The 18,807-nt window shown below is 69.1% G+C and carries 14 protein-coding genes; 8 read left to right on the top strand and 6 right to left on the bottom strand.

What is annotated here, in order from left to right; genetic code table 11:
* Positions 1-53: 53 nt before the first annotated feature.
* Entirely contained in the window at positions 54-839 is a 786-nt protein-coding gene (locus tag C5E05_RS09305; RefSeq protein ID WP_104341769.1) for an AraC family transcriptional regulator, read from the bottom strand.
* An 85-nt stretch (positions 840-924) separates the two neighbouring features.
* Here C5E05_RS09305 and C5E05_RS09310 point away from each other — a divergent pair, with 85 nt between their 5' ends.
* The 3 genes from C5E05_RS09310 to purT all read left to right on the top strand — a co-directional run bounded on the left by C5E05_RS09310 (position 925) and on the right by purT (position 6,108).
* Complete coding sequence (locus tag C5E05_RS09310) at positions 925-2,865, top strand: ABC transporter transmembrane domain-containing protein (RefSeq protein WP_146081078.1); 1,941 nt, start codon at positions 925-927, stop codon at positions 2,863-2,865.
* Positions 2,862-4,763: an ABC transporter ATP-binding protein gene (locus tag C5E05_RS09315; protein WP_104341770.1), complete on the top strand. Its 1,902-nt coding sequence runs from the start codon at positions 2,862-2,864 to the stop codon at positions 4,761-4,763. Before C5E05_RS09310 ends, C5E05_RS09315 begins: the two co-directional genes overlap by 4 nt.
* A 136-nt stretch (positions 4,764-4,899) precedes the next feature.
* On the top strand, positions 4,900-6,108 hold the full coding sequence (gene purT / locus C5E05_RS09320; RefSeq protein WP_104301394.1) for a formate-dependent phosphoribosylglycinamide formyltransferase: 1,209 nt from the start codon (positions 4,900-4,902) through the stop codon (positions 6,106-6,108).
* Positions 6,109-6,117: 9 nt separating this feature from the next.
* Here purT and C5E05_RS09325 read toward each other — a convergent pair whose 3' ends face one another.
* Together C5E05_RS09325 and C5E05_RS09330 are read right to left on the bottom strand one after the other, a co-directional pair.
* Positions 6,118-6,432, bottom strand: a complete 315-nt coding sequence (locus tag C5E05_RS09325; protein ID WP_104341771.1) for a hypothetical protein — start codon at positions 6,430-6,432, stop codon at positions 6,118-6,120.
* Between the two features lie 62 nt (positions 6,433-6,494).
* On the bottom strand, positions 6,495-7,388 hold the full coding sequence (locus C5E05_RS09330) for a hypothetical protein (protein ID WP_104341772.1): 894 nt from the start codon (positions 7,386-7,388) through the stop codon (positions 6,495-6,497).
* A 146-nt stretch (positions 7,389-7,534) separates the two neighbouring features.
* On the opposite strand from C5E05_RS09330, the gene C5E05_RS09335 reads away from it, so the two are divergent.
* The 3 genes from C5E05_RS09335 to C5E05_RS09345 are packed head-to-tail and all read left to right on the top strand — an operon-like array spanning position 7,535 to position 10,606.
* Positions 7,535-8,605, top strand: coding sequence for a biotin/lipoyl-binding protein (locus C5E05_RS09335; RefSeq protein ID WP_228497100.1), 1,071 nt, complete (start codon positions 7,535-7,537; stop codon positions 8,603-8,605).
* 1 nt (position 8,606) lies between these two features.
* Complete coding sequence (locus C5E05_RS09340; RefSeq protein ID WP_104244534.1) at positions 8,607-9,323, top strand: ABC transporter ATP-binding protein; 717 nt, start codon at positions 8,607-8,609, stop codon at positions 9,321-9,323.
* Positions 9,320-10,606 carry an ABC transporter permease gene (locus C5E05_RS09345; protein WP_104341774.1) on the top strand — a complete coding sequence of 429 codons (1,287 nt, stop codon included), beginning with the start codon at positions 9,320-9,322 and terminating at the stop codon, positions 10,604-10,606. Before C5E05_RS09340 ends, C5E05_RS09345 begins: the two co-directional genes overlap by 4 nt.
* A gap of 83 nt (positions 10,607-10,689) precedes the next feature.
* Here C5E05_RS09345 and C5E05_RS09350 read toward each other — a convergent pair whose 3' ends face one another.
* Complete coding sequence (locus tag C5E05_RS09350; protein ID WP_104341775.1) at positions 10,690-11,358, bottom strand: hypothetical protein; 669 nt, start codon at positions 11,356-11,358, stop codon at positions 10,690-10,692.
* Positions 11,359-11,545: 187 nt separating this feature from the next.
* Between C5E05_RS09350 and C5E05_RS20135 the strand changes: the two genes are divergently transcribed.
* Positions 11,546-13,846: an HNH endonuclease signature motif containing protein gene (locus C5E05_RS20135; protein ID WP_181059484.1), complete on the top strand. Its 2,301-nt coding sequence runs from the start codon at positions 11,546-11,548 to the stop codon at positions 13,844-13,846.
* A 334-nt stretch (positions 13,847-14,180) separates the two neighbouring features.
* Positions 14,181-14,816: a dihydrofolate reductase family protein gene (locus C5E05_RS09375; RefSeq protein WP_104244524.1), complete on the top strand. Its 636-nt coding sequence runs from the start codon at positions 14,181-14,183 to the stop codon at positions 14,814-14,816.
* Positions 14,817-14,879: 63 nt separating this feature from the next.
* Here C5E05_RS09375 and C5E05_RS09380 read toward each other — a convergent pair whose 3' ends face one another.
* A complete protein-coding gene (locus C5E05_RS09380) occupies positions 14,880-15,974 on the bottom strand; it encodes a type I restriction endonuclease (protein ID WP_104244522.1) in 1,095 nt (364 codons plus the stop codon).
* A 146-nt stretch (positions 15,975-16,120) separates the two neighbouring features.
* Positions 16,121-18,673 (bottom strand): MMPL family transporter, encoded by a 2,553-nt coding sequence (locus C5E05_RS09385; RefSeq protein ID WP_104341805.1) that lies wholly within the window; start codon positions 18,671-18,673, stop codon positions 16,121-16,123.
* Positions 18,674-18,807 lie beyond the last annotated feature (134 nt).

Raw genomic sequence — 18,807 nt, forward strand, 5'->3', positions numbered from 1 at the left:
ATCCCGAGACCTGGAGCCTGGGCGAGACGCAGTGCCCGGACGGGCCGGGCGAGCTACGGCCGCCAGTCGCTGGGCTTCGACCCCATCGCGCGCCGGAAGGCTGCGCTGAACGCACTGGTCGTGGCGTAGCCGACGCGCCCGGCGACGGTGCCGACGGGCAGGTCGTCGGCGAGCATCCGCGCCGCCGCCGCCATGCGCACCATGGTGCGCCAGTGCGAGAACGTCATGCCGACCTCTGCCGCGAAGATGCGGGCGATCGTGCGCACGCTGAGCGACAGCTGCCACGCCCACGCTTCGACGCCTCGATCGTCGGCGGGGTCGCTGAGGACTCGGCGCACGAGCGGCTCGAGGCGCTCATCGCGGGGCACGGGAACGGTCTCGACGTAGCTCGTCGCCGCGGGCAGGAGCTCGATGACGACGGCCTGCGCGCGGAGACGCTGATCGGTCTCCATGGGTGACTCGGCGAGGTGCAGCAGCAGCTCGCGGAACGCGGCGCCCAGCTGCACGGTGCCGACGGCGTACCAGTCGGGGGCGACCTCGCTCGTGAAGTACGTGCAGCACCCGACCGACGACGCGTCGACCTCCATGGTGTGGGGCGTGAAGGGCGGCACCCAGATGCCCTGGCCGACGGCGAGCGTGCGCAGGGCACCCTCGACGAGCACCACAACGCTCCCCCGCGATGGCCACATGATCATGCCCTCCGGGTGCACGTGCGGCACCCGGTCTCCGAGGTTCGGGCCGTCTAGCACGGCCGTGGTGAGGAGGAAGGGTGTGGGAATGCCGACCGGACGGACCTCGAGGGTCGATGGTGCGGGGCTGAGCTCGAGCGCCTGGAACACGGTGCATCTCCTGGTTGTCCGGAACGCAACAGAAGTTGGCCGAACGCATCACTAACGGGACTTAGGTGAACCTTACTATCGACTGATGCCCCGTGAGAACCCCAGAACCCCGACCCCCGCATCCGTCATGCGGGACGCGCTCTTCGCGTCAGGGCGCAGCTGGAAGCTCACCCTCGCGACGCTCGGCTACATCGTGCACGAGGCCGCGGAAGCGCTTGTCCCCGTCCTCGTGGGCGTCATCATCGACCGGGCCATCGTCACGAACGACGCCGCCCAGCTCGCACTCTGGCTGGGCATCCTCCTCGCGAACTTCCTCGTGCTCTCCTTCTCGTACCGCTGGGCGGCGAGGCTCATGGTGCGCGTCTACGGGCACGGCGAGCTCGAGCTGCGGCGCTCGCTCCTGACCCGCGTCCTGCACCCGAACGGCGTGACGAGCCGCCGCAGTCCCGGCGAGCTGCTGCAGATCACGACCTCGGACAGCTATCGGGTCGCGGGCGTCTCCTGGTCGGTCGTGCAGCAGGGCGCGAGCACCGCCGCGATCCTCGTCTCGTCGGCGGCGCTGCTCGCGATCTCGGTGCCTCTGGGCGTCGGCGTCCTCGCGGCCTCCGTGCTGATCCTCGTCGGGATGCACGCGGCCTCGAAGCCCATCGAGGCCCGCGGCGCCCGCGAGCAGGCGTCCGCGAGCGCGGCAAGCGACGTGGCGACCGACCTCGTCGCGGGACTGCGCATCATCCGCGGCATCCGCGCCCAGCCGCAAGCCACCCGCCGGTACCTCGACGCGAGCGCCGAAGCGAAGACCGGTGCGATCGCGTCCAACCGCGGCATCCAGCGCTACCTCGCCGTGAGCGGCATCGCGTCTGGCGCGTTCCTGGCCGCTCTCGCCTTCTCGGCCGCATCTCTCGCCGCCCTCGGGCAGATCACGCTCGGCGAGCTCGTCGCCGTCGTCGGGCTCGGCCAGTACCTGCAGGGCTCCCTCGCGCACGTCGGCACGTTCGCGTCGAACTGGCTGCACAAGCGCGCATCCGCGGTACGCATCGTCGCGGTGCTCAGCGAGGAGCACGCGGTGCCCGTCGAGGACACGCACGTCGGCGGCGTGGGCCTGGCCGAGGCCGTCCGTTCCACCCACGATGCCCCCGCGGCCTTCACGTGGCGGGCGCCCGACGGCACCGACATCGACGTGGCCCCTGGCACGCTCGTCGGTCTCCGCCCGGCAACCCCGGCAGCCGCCCGCGCGCTCGCCGCCACGCTCGCCTACCGAGTTCCCCTCGAGGCCGGCGAGGTGACCGTGGCCGGGCTGGACGCCCACACCATCGGACCGGACGCCTACCGACACCTCGTCTTCGCGCCTCCCCACGACGCGACGGTCTTCTCGGCGACGCTCCACGAGAACCTGCTCGTGGATTCGGATGCGGATGGCGTCGACGGAGCGGGTGCGGGTGCGGGTGCGGATACAGGAGCTGGCGCCGGAGCAGGCCCCGGAATCGACCCGGATCTCGAGTCGGCCGCGGAACGGTCCGCCCTCACCGAGGTCACCGTGCTCGGCTGGCACCGCCAGCTCGGCGAGCGCGGCAGGCGTCTCTCCGGCGGACAGCGTCAGCGTGTCCTCCTGGCCCGCGCGTTCGCAAGCGAGGCGCGGGTCCTGGTACTCGACGAGCCGGCCTCCGCGCTCGACCCGGCAACCGAGGCGCGCATCGCGGCCTCCCTCCGCGCGCACCCCACGACTACCGTGCTCGTCACTCGCAGCCCCCTCCTGCTCGCTGCCTGCGACCGCGTCATCGACGTCGAGGCGCACTCGCCCTGCGGCACGGGCGACGCTCGACCGGCCGAAACTCGACGGCCCGAAACGCCGAACGCATCCACCGCCGCAGGTGCGGTCACGCAGACCCGGCCCGAGACTCAGAACGAGACACAGGCCCAGCGCCAGACACAGCCCGAGACCCCGACACAGCCCAAGGCGCAGGCCCAGCGCGACACCGACCCCGACACCCCAGCCACGAGCCCCGACGAGGAGCTGGCACGCCGATGAGCCACGACGCACCGCAAGCAGCAACAGCAACAGCAACAGCAACAGCAACGCTCCTCCCCATCGCGTCGGGCCGCGAGACGGCGCGCGCCACCGCCGACCGGCTGCGCGCATCCCGTCCTCGGATCTTCGCCGTGATCCTGCTGCTGCTCGGCGGTTCCTCGTCGACGCTCCTCGTCCCGCGGCTCCTGGGCTGGCTCGTCGACCTCGTGACCGGCAGCGCGGGTGTGCAGGCGCTGGTGCTGCCCGGAGTCCTGCTGCTCGTCGTGACGTCCGTCTCTGCGCTGCTCGCCTACGCGGGCATCCGCCTCCTCGTGGCGCTCGTGCAGGAGCTCGTGAGCGGGCTTCGCGAGGACGCGATGAGCGTCGTCCTGGGCATGCGGGCCGGTCAGGCCGAGAGCTCCGACTCGTCGGACATCGTCTCGCGCGTGACCGGCGACGTCGAGTCGGTCACCGAGGCCGCCTCCGGCGTGCTGCCAGCGGTGACGCAGTCGTCGTTCATGATCGTGCTGTCGCTCGCCGGGATCGCCGCGATCAACCCGTGGCTCGGTCTCGCGGCGCTCGTCGCCGTGCCCGTGCAGGTACTCGCGACGAGGTCGTTCATCCGCCGCTCCCGCCCCGTGTACACGGAGATGCGGGTCGCCGAGGCGGAGCGCGGGCAGGTCATCATCGAGGGGGTCAGCGGGGCGGACACGATCCGCGCCCACCGCAGGCAACGCCGCCAGCTCGCCGAGGTGGATGCGCGCAGCCTGCGTTCCATCGACCTGCAGTACGAGGCGGCGCGCATCCGCACGACGTTCTTCGCCCACCTCAACACGGGCGAGTACCTGGGCGTCGCGGCGATCCTGACCGTGAGCTTCTGGCTCGTGCACGCGGGCGTGGTGTCCATCGGCGGCGCGACGGCGGCGGCCCTCTACTTCCTCGCCCTGTTCGGCCCCATCGGCTCGCTGCTCTCGAGCATCGACGAGCTACAGCTCGCCGGGGTCGGCCTCGCGAGGCTCGTCGGGGTCGTCGGCGCGCGCGACCACGACGGACGGGATGAATCGGGGGCGCTCCGCGGAGGCGGAGACGAAGCGGGTGAAGACGGGGCGGCTGAAGACGAAGACGAAGACGGCGCGGGCGTCGCCGCGGACTCCCCCGCGATCGTCGTCGAATCGGTCGATTTCAGCTACGACGGGCAGCGGATGCAGCTCGCTGACGTGAGCCTGCGGATCGCGCCGGGCGAACGGGTGGCGCTGGTCGGGGAGAGCGGATCGGGGAAGAGCACCCTCGCGCAGCTCATCGTCGGGGCGTTCGATCCGACGGGCGGCAGCGTGACGGTGCATGGGCGGCCCGCGGCGTCACGCGAGCGGGACACGGACGTCGTGCTCGTCACGCAGGAGATCCACGTGTTCGCGGCGACGATCGCTGAGAACCTGCGGCTCGGGGCGCCATCGGCGAGCGCTGAGGACCTCGAGTCGGCGGTGCGGGCGGTGGGGGCCGACTGGTTGCTCAACCTGGAAGCGGGGCTCGACACGCGGGTGGGTGCATCCGGTCTCGCCCTCGATGGCGCCGCCGCGCAGCAGCTCGCGCTCGCGCGGGTGCTGCTGCGCGACCCGGCCATCGTCGTGCTCGACGAGGCGACGGCTGAGGGCGGAGGCGACGACCCGCTCGGCCTCGACGCGGCCCTGACGGCCGCGACCCGCGGGCGCACCTCGGTGGTCGTCGCGCATCGGCTGTCGCAGGCCCGCGTCGCCGACCGCATCGTCGTCATGCAGCGTGGACGCATCGTGGAGCAGGGCAGTCACGGCGAGCTGCTCCGCCGGCGCGGCGAGTACGCCCGCCTGTGGGGCGCATGGGAGAGCGCAGCGGCGGAAGCCCCTGCCCCAGCCGCCCTCCCTGCTCCCCCGCAGCCGGAGTGAGGCAGACGCAGCAGGAGTAGAGAGTGCGCAAGACGCAGGCTCCCGGCGCTGCGCGCCTGCATCTCGCTGACCTCTGCGCGAGAGCTGACACTGCTCCCGCTGCCCGCCCGAAACGCGACGGTGCGAGAATGCCTGCATGACGGATGGCACCCTCGGCACCCCGCTCACCCCCGCTTCGACGCGCGCGCTCCTCCTCGGCGCGGGCGAGCTCGGCAAGGAGGTCGCGCTCGAGCTGCAGCGCCTCGGCGTCGAGGTCATCGCCGTCGACCGCTACGCGAACGCCCCGGCGATGCAGCTCGCGCACCGCAGTCACGTGGTCGACATGCTCGACCCGGTGGCCCTGCGCGCCGTGCTGGCGCAGGAGCAGCCCGACATCGTGATCCCCGAGGTGGAGGCGATCGCGACGCAGGTGCTCGCCGAGATCGAAGCGGAGGGACGCACCCGCGTCGTGCCGACCGCCCGGGCGACGCAGCTCACGATGGACCGTGAGGGCATCCGCCGGCTTGCCGCCGAGGAGCTCGGCCTGTCGACCTCCCCGTACCGATTCGCGGACACGTTCTCCGAGTTCGCGGCGGCCATCGAGGCGGTGGGCCTGCCCTGCGTGGTGAAGCCGGTCATGTCCTCGTCGGGGAAGGGGCAGTCGGTGATCCGGGAGCCGGACGATGTCCAGGCCTCGTGGGACTACGCGCAGGAGGGTGGTCGCACGGGCCGCGGCCGCGTCATCGTCGAGGGCTTCGTGCCGTTCGATTCGGAGATCACGCTGCTGACGGTGCGTCACGTCGGCGGCACCGTCTTCTGCGAGCCGGTCGGGCACACGCAGGTCGACGGCGACTACCGCGAGTCGTGGCAGCCGGCGGCACTCCCCGTGGCGGCGCTGGAGAAGGCGAAGGTCGTCGCGAAGACGGTGACGGATGCGCTCGGCGGCTTCGGACTGTTCGGTGTGGAGCTGTTCATCGTCGGCGACGACGTGCTCTTCTCCGAGGTGTCTCCGCGCCCCCACGACACGGGCCTCGTCACGCTGGTGTCGCAGGATGTGTCGGAGTTCGCGCTGCACGCCCGGGCCGTCCTCGGCCTGCCGGTGTCGGAGCCGCTGCGGATCGGGGCTGGTTCTGGGGAGTCGGCTGCCGCATCGTGCGCGGTGCTCGCCGAGGGTACCGGTGTGCCGACGATCTCTGGCGTGGATGCTGCGCTCGCGGTCCCGACATCGCAGCTGCGCCTCTTCGGGAAGCCGAACGTCGCGGGCAAGCGCCGGGTGGCGGTCGCTCTCGCACGCGGCGCCGACGTCGACCAGGCCCGAGAGCGGGCTCGGGAAGCCGCGGCGGCACTGAGGATCACGCTGAGCTGAGTGCTCAGCTCAGCGCCGGCGACTCAGCAGCGACGCCTGCACCGCGAGGGCCGCGGCGATGATCACGAGCTGCACGCCACCCCAGAGCACGTAGCCGGTGGGGATGCCGACGGGCGACGTCCAGGCCGTCGAGCAGCTGCCGAGCTGCACGCCGAAGCCGATGAGCGAACCGAGGTCGAAGCTGGCGTCGGACTCGGAGCCCAAGCACACGCCCCACCCCTCGTGCGGCACGAGCAGGACGGTCGTCACGACGAGCAGGACGACACTCGCACCGATCACGGCGACCGCTTGACGAATGCCCTTTCGCTCTCCCAGATTCTGCATCCGCTCACCCTGGCAGATCCAGGCCCAGGCCTGCGTGCGCCCGCGCACGCGCTCTGAGCTGCCTAGCCGTCGAGTCCCAGCTCGCGCACGCACTCGCGCAGGAACGCTGCCCCGGCGTCGTCGTGAATGAGGTCGCCGAACGTCACGACGTCGTACTCCTTCTCGAGGATCCCGTCAGCGGGCCGGACATCGACGTGCGCCGTGTCGTAGCCCGTCGCGTGCAGCTCGTCGGCCATCTTGTAGTCGCTGCGGGAGTCGCCGACCGAACGCCAGCGCTTGGGCAGCGCACCGGCCGCCGCGAACTCGGCGAGCGCTCGCCGCGCACCGTGGTCCTTGTCGAGGTTCACGGACTCGATGTCGGTGGAGATGATCGTCGGGTCGATGCGGAACGGAACGAGGCCCTGCGCATCCGGCGCCTCACGGTCGCCGTGGCGCATGCCGACGCCCTGCTGCACGGCGAGTTCGAACGCCACATCGTCGAAGGCCTTCTGCCGCTCGAGGTACGCGGCGGAGCTGACATCGGTGCGCTGCTCGACAGAGATCATGGCCTTCTTCGTCTCGTCGAAGAAGAGGACATCGCTGAACTCGCCCTCGCCGAGTTCGCGGATCGCGGCGATGTACGCGGAAGGCGGCACGACCGACTCGTCGATCTGCAGCTCGCTCATCCCTTCGGGTGAAATCGCCGACCACGTTCCACCCTTCTCGTAGACCCCGAACATGCGGGCTCCCGGCTGACGCAGCGCGTCGGCGAGGCCGTTCTCGAAGAGCGGCTCGATGACGCGGTCGCGGATGAACTCCTCGGAGCGTCCCGTGATGAACGCGATGGGAACCCCCGCCGCGGCGAGGGTGACGAGGTCGTCGAGGATGCTCTGGATCGCGATCGTGCGGGTCACGGGGCTCGCGATGGGGCCGTCCACGTCGAGGAGCAGGCCGAGGTCTTGGGGTGAAGTGGTCACGTCTCATTGTGGCAGGGGGGCCGGGTCCGGGTCCAGGACGGGGGCCGGCGATGTCGTTGGCTCCTGCTACGTTGTGCGCTGGGGCGGCCATGGGAAAGGCGACCCTTATCTCGGAGAACTCGTCGCGAATCGGTGGCGTGGACAGAATGGGGATCGGCGTGCGCGTGTGGAAGTCATGGATCTGGCCCGGCATCAAGATCGCGCTCGTGGCTGTGATCGCCGTCGCACTCGTCAAGATCGCGTTCTTCAGCTCGGCCCCCGAGGAGTCGGCGGCGCTGCCCACGGGTCAGGTCGTCGAACCCGTCATCAGTCCCGTGCTCGGCACGATCACGAACGACGTCACGTTGACGGCGAACGTGCAGGAGTCGCCGGCCGTCGACGCGAAGGTGCCCATGATGGGCACGATCGACACGGTGTACGTGACGCAGGGCGCGCGAGTCGAGGCGGGCGATGTGATCGCCGCCATCCGCAACGAGAAGACCCCGACGGCAGCAGCACCGTCGTCACCGGAGGCGAGCGGCGAGCCGCAGGCGGCTCCCGCGGTCGAGCCCGAGTACGAGTGGAACGAGATCGTCGCCCCGACGGCCGGCACCATCACGAAGCTCAACCTCATCGAGCAGCAGCAGGTGACGGTGGGCGAGGCTCCCGTCTCGATCACCCCGGCGAGCTTCATCGTGAAGGGCACCATCCCACCGGCCCAGCTGTACCGTCTGGCGACGACGCCAGCGGATGCGCAGGTCACGATCACGGCGGGCCCAGCCCCCTTCACGTGCACCGAGCTCCGCATCGCCTCTGGCGCCGCGGCGAAGAGCAGCAGCGCCGCGGAGGACCCGAGCGGCGCATCCGGTGCAGCTGAGACGACCGACACGACGACGGTCACGTGCAAGGTCCCCGCCGAGGTCACGGTGTTCCCCGGGCTCGAAGCGAACGTCGTGCTGCACGGCGGCGTCGCCGAGAACGTGCTCACCCTGCCGATCACGGCGGTGAAGGGGCAGGCGGAGACCGGGGTCGTCTTCGTGCAGGGCGCTGACGGTGCGATCGAGGAGCGGCCCGTGAAGCTCGGCCTCACCGACGGCACGCTCGTGCAGATCGCTGAAGGCGTCACCGAGACCGACATCGTGCTCGAGTTCGTGCCCGGCGCCGACCAGGCGAGCCCGGAAGAGTGCTACATCGACCCGATGAGCGGCGCAGAGATCTGCGGGATGCTGGGCGGCTGACGTGGCGTTCATCGAGCTCCGCGAAATCTCGAAGTCGGTGCGGGCCGCCGACGACAGCGAACTCCACATCCTGCGCGGCGTGAACCTGCAGATCGAGGAGGGCGAGCACCTCTCGATCGTCGGGCGGTCCGGGTCGGGCAAGTCGACGCTGCTGAACATCCTGGGCCTGCTGGACGCGCCGACGAGCGGGGAGCTCCTCTTCGACGGCAAACCCACCGCCGCCCTGCGCCTGCGGGCGCGCGACCGGATGCGGGGTGCTCAGATCGGCTTCGTGTTCCAGCAGTTCAACCTGCTCGAGGGGCGCACGGCGACGGAGAACGTGGCCATGCCCCTCCTCTACGCGCGCGACAGCTCCTTCTGGCGGCGTGACGCTCTCGCCAGGGAAGCGCTCACCGATGTGGGACTCGACCATCGTCTCGACTCGCTGCCGACTCGGCTGTCCGGCGGGGAGCAGCAGCGCGTCGCGATCGCGCGCGCCATCGTCCGGCGCCCGCGGGTGATCCTCGCCGACGAGCCGACCGGTGCGCTCGACGTCGAGACCGGCGCCCGCGTCATGACGTTGCTCGCCGACATCTCCAAGGAGACCGGGGCCGCGCTCGTCACGATCACGCACGATGAGAGCGTCGCGGCCAGGGCCGACCGGATGCTGCGCCTCGACGCTGGCCTGCTCGCACCCTCGAAACCGGCCGTCGTGCCCGCGGAAGGAGCACCCGCATGAGCTGGTTCACGCAGATCGCCGGTGCCTTCATCGAAGCGTGGGACGAGCTGCGAGTGCACCGCGTTCGGGTGACGCTCGCGCTGGTCGGCATCGGCATCGCCGTGTTCGCGATCGTCGCGGTCACCGGGCTCGGGTCGATCACACGGCAGTCGTCGATCGAGATCTCCGAACGATCCAGCGGGCGCCCCGCGAGCTACCAGCTGATGGTGAGCAGTGCGGCGACCGACGACAAGGTCGCTATCTACGAGGCGGCCTACAAGGCTGCGATCGAGCGGTACGGCATCACCTACCAGTCGACATCGGGGTCCGCCATGACGCGCATCCAGTTCGTCGACGGTGTCGCGGACGTCGAGTCCACGATCGTCGATCCGGCGTACGGCGAGATGCACCGGGTGAAGCTCATCGAGGGGTCGTGGCTGACGTCGGACGACGCTGACCGATTGGCTCCCGCGGTCGTCATCAACGAGACCATGTGGAACCGGTTGGGCAACCCGTCTGTGGCCGAGCATCCGACGCTGCAGGTCGCGGGAGCTGCGCCGACGACGGCCGTGGTCGTCGGCGTCTCCGCCAACATCTACCCGGACTACCCAGAGCAGATGTACGTGCTGAGCGACGCCCAGCATCTCCTCGGGGCCAGCGCGGGCGGCGGCATGATGGGCGGGATGATGATGGGCGGCGCCTACGCCCCGCCGTCGATGGACGGCGACGAGGGGGCCACCGCGACGTTCCCGACCTACGAGCTGTGGCTGCCGCTCGAGAACCACGAGGAGCTGTCGAGCCAGATCGTGCGCGACCTGAAGGCGGCGCTTGGAGAGGGAGGCGCGGTCGACGCGCAGCGCACCGACTACCTGGCCTGGGGTGAGGACCCGTTCCTTGCCGTGCAGATCCTCGTGACCGCGGTCGGCGGCATCGTGCTGCTTGTCGGCACGATCGGATTCGTGAACCTGTCGATCGTGACGGTGAAGCAGCGGGTGCGGGAGATCGGCATCCGGAGGTCGTTCGGCGCCACCGGTGGCCGCGTGTTCTTCTCGATCCTGCTGGAGAGCGTCGTGGGCACGCTGCTCGCGGGGATCGTGGGCATCGGGTGCGCGATCGTGACGTTGCAGAACCCGCTTGTGCAGGGGGCGATCACGGGCGGGCTGGGTCTCACCGATTCGGTGCCGTTCCCGGTGGATGCGGCAGTGCTCGGCATCGTCGTGAGCGTCGGAGTCGGCCTGCTCGCGGGGTTCATCCCGGCGGTCATTGCGACGCGCAGCAACGTGATCGACGCGATCCGGTCGTAGGGCGCTGCGTCGGGCCCTCGTGTCGTGGGCCCTTGCTCCAGCTCTGACCTGGCGTCGGGCTTGGGGTGAAGTGCCGGCAGTCGTTAGACCAGCTGCGCGTCGCCTGGCACGGCTGCGGGCGTCCCGAAGCGGAGCGCGGCGACGACGGCCCAGATGAGGAGGAGCGGCAGCGCGACGTAGGTAGCGGTCATGAGCGGTGCGCTCAGGGTGAGGAAGCCGGCGGCTGAGGCGAGGAGCGCGACGATGGTCGCTCCGCTGACGAGCGTCGCCCAGACGGGGCGGCGGACCTGGCCGAGCAGGACGACCAGCACGAGCGCGGCGAGAGCGAGCATCTTGATGCCGTCGACGACCTGGATGGTGGCCCAGACCTGCCCGGAGTCGAGCCCGAGCAGCGGTGAGGAGCCGTCGGAGGCGAGCCCGAAGGTGAGGAGTGCTTCGCCGGCGAGCTGGATGAGCGAGAGCACGAGGGTTGCGAGGCCCGCGCCTCGCGTGGCCCTGCGCAGCCGCTGGCTGCCGAGCAGCGTGGACATGCCGTAGAGGGCGACGGCTGCGAGGCCGTGCACGAGGGTGGCGTTGACGAGCACGCTCGGCGAGGTCGCGTAGGCCTCGGCGACGGCGGCTGAGCTGTCGGCCGGAGTGATGTCTGGGGCGCCGACGAGCAACCCGCTGATCCAGGCGGACACGTAGACGCCGCACCACACCCAGAGCGTCCGCTGGATCTCGAGCGTCGGGGCCGTCGCCGGTGTTGTCATGCGGCAACGCTAACCGGAGCGAGCGTACGGAGGCTGTGTTCGGCGCCGCGGCGGGCCGGCTCTGGCCGCGGCTCGTCGCGGACGGCGCCGCGGGATGCGCAGTGAGCGTTGCGGTGCGCTGCGGTGCGCGGCGAAAGAAGTGACACGCCAATCACAGAATGTCGGTGGTTCGGGAGACGATGCAGGTATGCAGAACGAACCGATCGACAACGAGGCTCCGCGGGCCGCGGCGCCTGGTCGCGCGGCTCGGCTTCGTGAGATGCGCCGGCGTCTCGCGGCCGGGCTCGGTGTCGAGCAGGGCGTCGTCGACGACGCCTGCCAGCGCGCCGAAGATCGCACGCGCGGCGCGCGGCGAGCGCTGCTTGTGCTCGCCCTCGCCGACAACCAGCGGCACCTGAATCGGCTCCACGGCGAGCAAACAGAGCTGCACGCTCGGGCGCTCGAGCTGGGGCTCCGGGGCGACGAGCTGGCCGGCACCTCGAGTCCCGCCCTGGAGGTGCGGTCGCTCGCGTCCGAGATCGCGGCAGTGTCGGGCAGGTCGCAGCGGTCGGTGCAGATCGAATTCGGTCGAGCGGATGCGATCGCCAATCGTTTCGAGCCCGTTCAGGAGGCGATGAAGGCCGGGGTCATCAGCCGCGCGCATGCACTGGTGATCGTCGACGCGGGTCTTCGCATCACGCATCCCGACCCTGCTGAGCTCGAGCGTCGCCGAGAGCACTTTGCGCGCGTGGTGCTCGAGAAGGCCGTCTCGACGACCCCCGGTCGAATCAAGTCCTTCGCGGAGCGGGTCGCCGAGGAATTGACCGAGGAGTCACTCGATGAGCGCTTCGAGAGGGCCCGCCGTACCCGACGGGTGACGCTCTCGCAGCTCGAGGACGGCCTCGGCGAGCTGTCGGTCATCGACTCCTACGCGAAGCTCGTGGCGATCTTCGACCGGACGACAAGGCAGGCGCTCGTCATCAGCGACGGCGAGCGACGGGCCGCAAAGGAACGCGCCGACGCGCACCCGACCGGCAACGACGCCGACGGTCAAGGCGAGGCGCGAGCCAACGGAGACCCCCAAGGTCCTGCCAACGGCCACGCCGATGGTTGCGATAGTGAGCCAGCCAGTGCGCTGGACGCCGGGAGCAGAGGCGACGATCCGCATTTTGAGCCCCGTTCGCTGGACGAGGTGCGCGCGGATGTGCTCTCCGACAGCTTCCTTCGCACGACGCCGGAGGAGTTGCGGGGCAGGGCTCCGATCAAGGCAAAGATCTCGATCGTCATTCCGGCTGAGACGCTGCTCGCACCCACCGGGTACAGAGTCGGTAGAGACGCCGCAGCCAGCACGGACGGCGCAGACGGCACGGTCGGCACCGGTGGCACCGCCGGCACAGTCGGCATCCACGGCACAGCCGGCGCAGCCCGGACAGGCAGCCCAGGCAGCCCCGACCGCGGAGACCGCGGAGATGCTGCACGCCGGGGGAGCCCCGGTCCTGCCCTTCTGAACGGCTACACCCCTGTTCCGACTGCGGAGGTGCGGCGCCTCATCGACGCGGCGCCCGAGTTCGAGCGCATCTTCACGGATCCCCTCAAGGGCACGCTGGTCGAGGTCGATACGTACCGGCCGACGAGTGCGATGCGCCGCCGAATCGCTGTCCGCGATGGTCGCTGCCGTTTCGTGGGATGCATGATGCCGGCGAGCCGCTGCGATATCGACCACACGAAGGCCTGGGAGGAGGGCGGCCCGACGAGTCTTGCGAACCTCGGCCACCTCTGTGGAGGCCACCACACGGGCAAGCACCACGGTGATTGGGAGGTACGACAGCTGCCCGATGGCGTCTACGAGTGGCGATCTCCTAGCGGTTTCGTCTTCCGCGACGCCCCAGTGCAGTTCGGCCGGCTCACCGCACTTTCGAACCCTGACCGCGGCGAGCAGTCGAGCGCCACCCAACCCAGTACCGACAGCGGCGGCCAAGTCGCCCTCCCGTCGACCGCTCCGGGCCTCGGCGACTCACGCAGCTCTGGCCGCGCCGACGACACCGCCGCTGCTCAGCGCGCGGTCGGTGGCGGCGACCTTGAGGAGGTTGGTGGTGGTGGCGGCGACCTTGAGGACGCGGGCGACGCAGCACAAGTGGGCGACGTCAGCGACGTTCGCGACCCGATCCACGCTCGCCACCAGCACTGCCCAGGGGAACACGAGTGCGAGCGCGAAGACAGGGACGAGGACGAGGACGAGGACAAGGCCAGGCACGAGGACGAGGACAAGGCCAGGCGCGAGGACGAGGACGACCTGCGGTCGCGGTTCCCGAAACTTGGCTTCCTCGAGGAGTTCAGGAGGGAGCGCGCGGCGAAGAAGGCGGCCATCGAGTCGGGGGCAACGAGTCGGTGGCAACCTGAATTTCGTCCAACCGGGCAACGGGGCGACGAGGGAGGTGGCGACCAGCTGCGCGCCGAGAGCTCTCGTGGAGAACGTTCGGACTCGTCGGACGATCCGCCGCCCTTCTGAGCCCGGCTGGCTCGCCTGAGACCCGACGATCCCTCGTGACCGAGCCAGGCGCCCATCCCATCTGTTGTCCCTGAGCGCCCCTCGGATTCCCACCTGGCTCGCATGGAGGAGCTTTGGAGCTCGTCGTACATTGAGGGAGAAACGAGCGCGATGACACCCGCGGCTTCTCCAACGTCCGCAAGATCGAGCAGGCTGACGATGTTGACGAAGGAGACGGCTCAGTCAACTCACTGAGCTCAGTCAACTCACTGGGCTGAGCCAACTCACTGGGCTGAGCCAACTCAACGGCTTCAGCGAATTCAGGACGACCACACCTGCGATCAAAGGAGACGCCATGGCCGGCCAGATCATCATCGACCTCTTCACGACCCTGGACGGGGTGCAGCAGGCGCCGGGCGGGCCGGAGGAGGATCCGGAGGGCGGGTTCAGGTTCGGAGGTTGGCAGGCGCCGCTCATGGACGAGGCGGAGGGCGAGCAGGTCGAGAGTGGTGTGCGGACCATGGATGCGCTGCTGCTGGGCCGCAAGACGTACGACATCTTCGCGGCGTACTGGCCGCGCTACGCGGATGGCCCGTCCGATGGCATCGCCGCGGTCTTCAACAGGATCCCGAAGTACGTGGCGTCCCGCGGCACCCCCGATTTGCCCTGGGCGGCATCGCATCGTGTGGGCGCCGATCTTGCGGCGGAGGTGTCCGCCCTCCGGGACCGCCACAACAGCATCCACGTGATCGGGAGCGTCGACTTCGCCCAGACGCTGGTGCGGGAGGGGCTCTTCGACGTGCTGAACCTGTGGGTGTATCCGGTGGTCCTGGGCGCAGGAAAGCGACTCTTCCCGGACGATGGACCACCTCTCGGGCTGAGCCTCCTCGAACCGCCCGTCGCATCGGGGCGCGGATGCGTGCTGCTCAAGTACGGCCCGGGCAGCCCCGTTGAGACGGCCGACATGGACGAGGCACTGCGCGAGCGCTGATACCCACGCCCACCGCTCTCGGCGTGGGGTCGAGCCCCTGGAGCAGTGACCGCGTATTGACTACTACTCGTAGCGTGCTGTTGAGGCTCGAATGAGATCGGCGTGCTCGTAGATGTCTTGGATCTCTTCGATGGGAATCTTGGTTTCGTTCTTGGCTTCGTCGAAGACGCCCAGGTACTTCTGTTTCTTGCCGTTGAACCAGAGGCGCGCGATGGGCTTCCGGTTGTTGTCGTCGATGAGTACAGCGAAGTAGGACTTCGCATCTCGATGCGTCACCCGTTGCGGCTTGACATGGGCACACGCAATTGCCTTCACGACCTGGTAGCCCTCGAGCTCTTCCAGGGTGGTGTCAATTTCGGTATCACGGTCAAGGTCATCAGCAGCCACGGCCTGGCTTTCGAGTTCATGCTGCGCCTCGGCAGGTGCAGCAACAGGCAGCGCTGACGCACCCAAGGCGGTCTTGAGTCGGTCGTTGACCTGCTCGGTGAGGAACTGCTTGGTGGCGTTCGGGACGAGCAGGCTGAATTGCTCGCGCACCTTCTGCGTAAAGGAACCGTCGTAGACACGACTCGTGAAGAACTTGATCCACTCATCGGAGGGTTCCCTGAACTGCGCAGCTATCTCACGCTTCAGCGCTCCGACATACTTGAGCTCCTCGGCCGCGTTGATGATCGAGTCGAGGTCGAAGACCTCCTTGGTGAGCTTCTTGAGCTCCGGGATCAGGGTCTCATCGATGTCACTGAGGTCGAGAACCAGGAAGGGCTTCTCGTCCATCCTGTTCGGCGCATCCAGGTCAGTGAAGAAGTTGTAGACCTCACCATTCGTCAGAACGGCGATGCGCGCGTTCGTGACCGCGAAGTAGCGAAAGAGCTGAGAGGCATGCTCGATCTTGAGTGCCCCAGTTGAGCTCTTGCACTCGATGAGCATCTGGACTTCGCCGTCACGCATGATGGCGTAGTCGATCTTCTCACCCTTCTTCACTCCCACATCGGCAGTGAATTCGGGCACGACCTCAAGAGGATTGAAGACGTCGTAGCCGAGGATCGTCGAGATGAACGGCATGATAAATGCGTTCTTCGTGGCCTCTTCGGTCTGGATTGCCTCGCGCTGGTTGAAAACCTTGAGCGCGAGCGCACTGAGTCGCTCGTTGAAGTCCATCTCACTCCTTCGGGATTGAAGGAGATAGTAGTTGTCTTGCCCCGCTCAGATATACCCGTGCGATTTCTCAATCACCCGGGCGACCCCATTCGGAATGGAGCCGCCCGACGCTGGCTGATGGATCTGAGCGGGCCACGCCTGTCCCGCTAGTGCGCGGGGTGCTTGCGTTCCAGCGCGGCGCCTTCGACATCGACGTTCGGCATGATCTTGTCGAGCCACTTCGGCAGCCACCAGGCTGACTTCCCGAGGAGGTGCATGAGCGACGGCATGATGAGCATGCGCACGATGAACGCGTCGAGGAGCACACCGAACGCGAGCCCGAACCCGATGGACCGGATCATGGTCGATTCGGCGAACACGAACCCGCCGAACACGGACACCATGATGAGCGCCGCGGCGACCACGACGGCTCGGCCGGCCCGGAAGCCCTGCACGACAGCGACCCGCGCCTCAGCCCCGTGCACGTACGCCTCACGCATCCCGGAGGCGAGGAACAGCTGGTAGTCCATGGCGAGTCCGAAGAGGATGCCGACGAGGATGACCGGCAGGAAGCTCAGGATCGGCCCCGTCGCGTGCAAGCCGATGAGGTCCGCGAACCACCCCCACTGGAAGACCGCGACCACGGCCCCGTAGGTCGCGAACAGCGACAGGATGAACCCGCCCGTCGCGATGAGCGGCACGAGGATCGACCGGAACACGAGAATCATGATGAGCAGCGACAGGCCCACGACGAGCGCGATGTAGAGGGGCAGCACCGAGTTGAGTCCCTCGGAGATGTCGATGTTGATGGCCGCCTGCCCGGCGACGCCGAGCGTGATGCCGTCTTCGATCTCGGGCAGAGCGCGGAGCTCGCCGACGAGCTGCTCGGTGGAGACGCTGTTCGGCCCCTCCGCCGGGATCACCTGGAACGCCGTGAGGCTCTTGTTGTCCGAGACGCCGATCGGGGCGACCGCGGTGACGTCGTCGAGCGAGGCGAGCTTCTCGCCGACGAGCACCTGCTTGTCGAGCACACCCGCATCGTCGAGCCCCTCGGGAAGCGTGGCCGTGACCAGCAGCGGACCGGTCGCGCCGGCCCCGAACTGCTCCTCGGTGATCGTGAACGCCTGGTACGACGCCGACTCCTCAGGCTCCGACGAACCGTCGGGCAGGCCGACCCGCATCGACAGCGCGGGAATCGCGACCGTCAGCAGCACCGCAACCCCGGCGAGCACCGTCACGATGGCCCGCCACGTCGGCATGGCCTTCAACGGTTGAGCGTGAGCTGCCCGCACCTGACCCGTCACGACGCCGACACCGCCGGTCGCCGCCCCTTCCGGGCCGGTGCCGTGCAGCTTGCGGATGTGCGCCCGCCTGCGCTTGTTCAGCACCCGCATCCCGAGCTTTCCCAGCAGCGCCGGCGTGAGGGTGACGGCGATGAGCACCGCGATCAGGACGCACACCGCGCCAGCCGTGCCCATGAGGCCGAGGAAGGGGATGCCCGTCACGTTCAAGGCGAGGAGGGCCACGATGACCGTCGCACCGGCGAACACGACCGCGTTGCCGGCGGTGCCGTTCGCGAGCCCGATCGACTCGCGCACGTCCATGCCCTGCATGAGCTGCTTGCGGTGCCGGTTCACGATGAACAGCGAGTAGTCGATGCCGACCGCGAGCCCCAGCATGATGCCCAGGACAGGGGTGACCGACGCCATCTGCACGACGCCGGAGAACGCGAGCACGCTGACGACGCCGATCGCGACGCCCACGAGCGCCGTCAGGATCGGCAGGGATGCGGCGAGCGCCGACCCGAGCAGCACGAGCAGCACGATGGCCGCGAACACGAGGCCGATCGCCTCGCCGATGCCGAAGATCTGCGGGACACTCTGCGCGATATCCGTCGAGAACGCCACGTTCACCCCGTCGACGGGGTGCGCTTCGAAGTACTCGATGACGCCCTGCTTGGCGTCCTCGCTCAACTCGAGGCGAGGCTCCGTGAACGAGACGTTCACGATCGCCGTCGAGCCATCCTCCGAGACGAGGCTGATGCCATCCGAGAGATCGACGAGCTTCGCGCCGTTCTCCAGCTGCTGCAGCTGCGTGTCGATCTCAGCCTGCGACGCATCCAGAGTGGCCTGCTGATCGGCGATCGCCTGCACCTGCGTGTCGAGCTGCGCCTGCTGAGCCTCGAGCGCCTCGAGCTGCGCCGCCGGGTTCCCGGCCGCCTCGAGCTGCTGCTTCGCCGCATCCAGCTGCGCCTGGGCCGCGTCGAGCTGCGCCTTGCCGCCGTCGAGCTGCGCCTGGCCCGCGTCGAGCTGCGCCTGCCCGTCGGCGATCTGCGTGCGGCCGCTCTCGACCTGCGCCGCCTGGCCCTCCAGCTCGGCCGTCGCCGAGAACGGGTCGATGACATCGGCCACGTCGGTGAGGTCGCCACGGTCGGCGATCACGGAGCTGATGTCAGCCCGCTGCGCCTCCGTCAGCGCCGACCCGTCCTCCGTGGAGTACACGACGGTGCCGGATGCGCCTGCGAACGCCGGCAGCTGCTCCTCGAGTTCCGAGATGACCTCGCCCGAGGCCGTGCCAGGCACGTCGAAGCTCGACGAGAGCCCCTTGAAGCCGATGAGGAACCCGCCGACGGCGAGCCCCAGGATCACCAGCCACGCCCCCACGACAACCCACACACGGCGGGTCGCGAAGGTCCCCAGGCGGTACAGCAGTTCGGCCATCAGCATCCTCTCGACGCGCAGGATCATGCGCGCACGCTCGTTGCGGCGCCCGAACCGACCCGACTGCTCGAGGGGCGCCGCCCTAGATCATACGCAACGTCTCGTCTACTCAGTTTGTGAATATGATGGCCGTC

The organism is Pseudoclavibacter sp. AY1H1 (assembly GCF_002931055.1).
In the GTDB taxonomy this organism is placed as follows: Bacteria; Actinomycetota; Actinomycetes; order Actinomycetales; family Microbacteriaceae; genus Pseudoclavibacter.

What these genes read in the sequence shown, in the direction of transcription:
- C5E05_RS09310 (WP_146081078.1), top strand. Translation starts at nt 925, where the DNA reads ATGCCCCGTGAGAACCCCAGAACCCCGACCCCCGCATCCGTCATGCGG.
- C5E05_RS09315 (WP_104341770.1), top strand. Translation starts at nt 2,862, where the DNA reads ATGAGCCACGACGCACCGCAAGCAGCAACAGCAACAGCAACAGCAACA.
- purT (WP_104301394.1), top strand. Translation starts at nt 4,900, where the DNA reads ATGACGGATGGCACCCTCGGCACCCCGCTCACCCCCGCTTCGACGCGC.
- C5E05_RS09325 (WP_104341771.1), bottom strand. Translation starts at nt 6,432, where the DNA reads ATGCAGAATCTGGGAGAGCGAAAGGGCATTCGTCAAGCGGTCGCCGTG.
- C5E05_RS09335 (WP_228497100.1), top strand. Translation starts at nt 7,535, where the DNA reads ATGGGGATCGGCGTGCGCGTGTGGAAGTCATGGATCTGGCCCGGCATC.
- C5E05_RS09345 (WP_104341774.1), top strand. Translation starts at nt 9,320, where the DNA reads ATGAGCTGGTTCACGCAGATCGCCGGTGCCTTCATCGAAGCGTGGGAC.
- C5E05_RS09350 (WP_104341775.1), bottom strand. Translation starts at nt 11,358, where the DNA reads ATGACAACACCGGCGACGGCCCCGACGCTCGAGATCCAGCGGACGCTC.
- C5E05_RS20135 (WP_181059484.1), top strand. Translation starts at nt 11,546, where the DNA reads ATGCAGAACGAACCGATCGACAACGAGGCTCCGCGGGCCGCGGCGCCT.
- C5E05_RS09375 (WP_104244524.1), top strand. Translation starts at nt 14,181, where the DNA reads ATGGCCGGCCAGATCATCATCGACCTCTTCACGACCCTGGACGGGGTG.
- C5E05_RS09380 (WP_104244522.1), bottom strand. Translation starts at nt 15,974, where the DNA reads ATGGACTTCAACGAGCGACTCAGTGCGCTCGCGCTCAAGGTTTTCAAC.
- C5E05_RS09385 (WP_104341805.1), bottom strand. Translation starts at nt 18,673, where the DNA reads ATGGCCGAACTGCTGTACCGCCTGGGGACCTTCGCGACCCGCCGTGTG.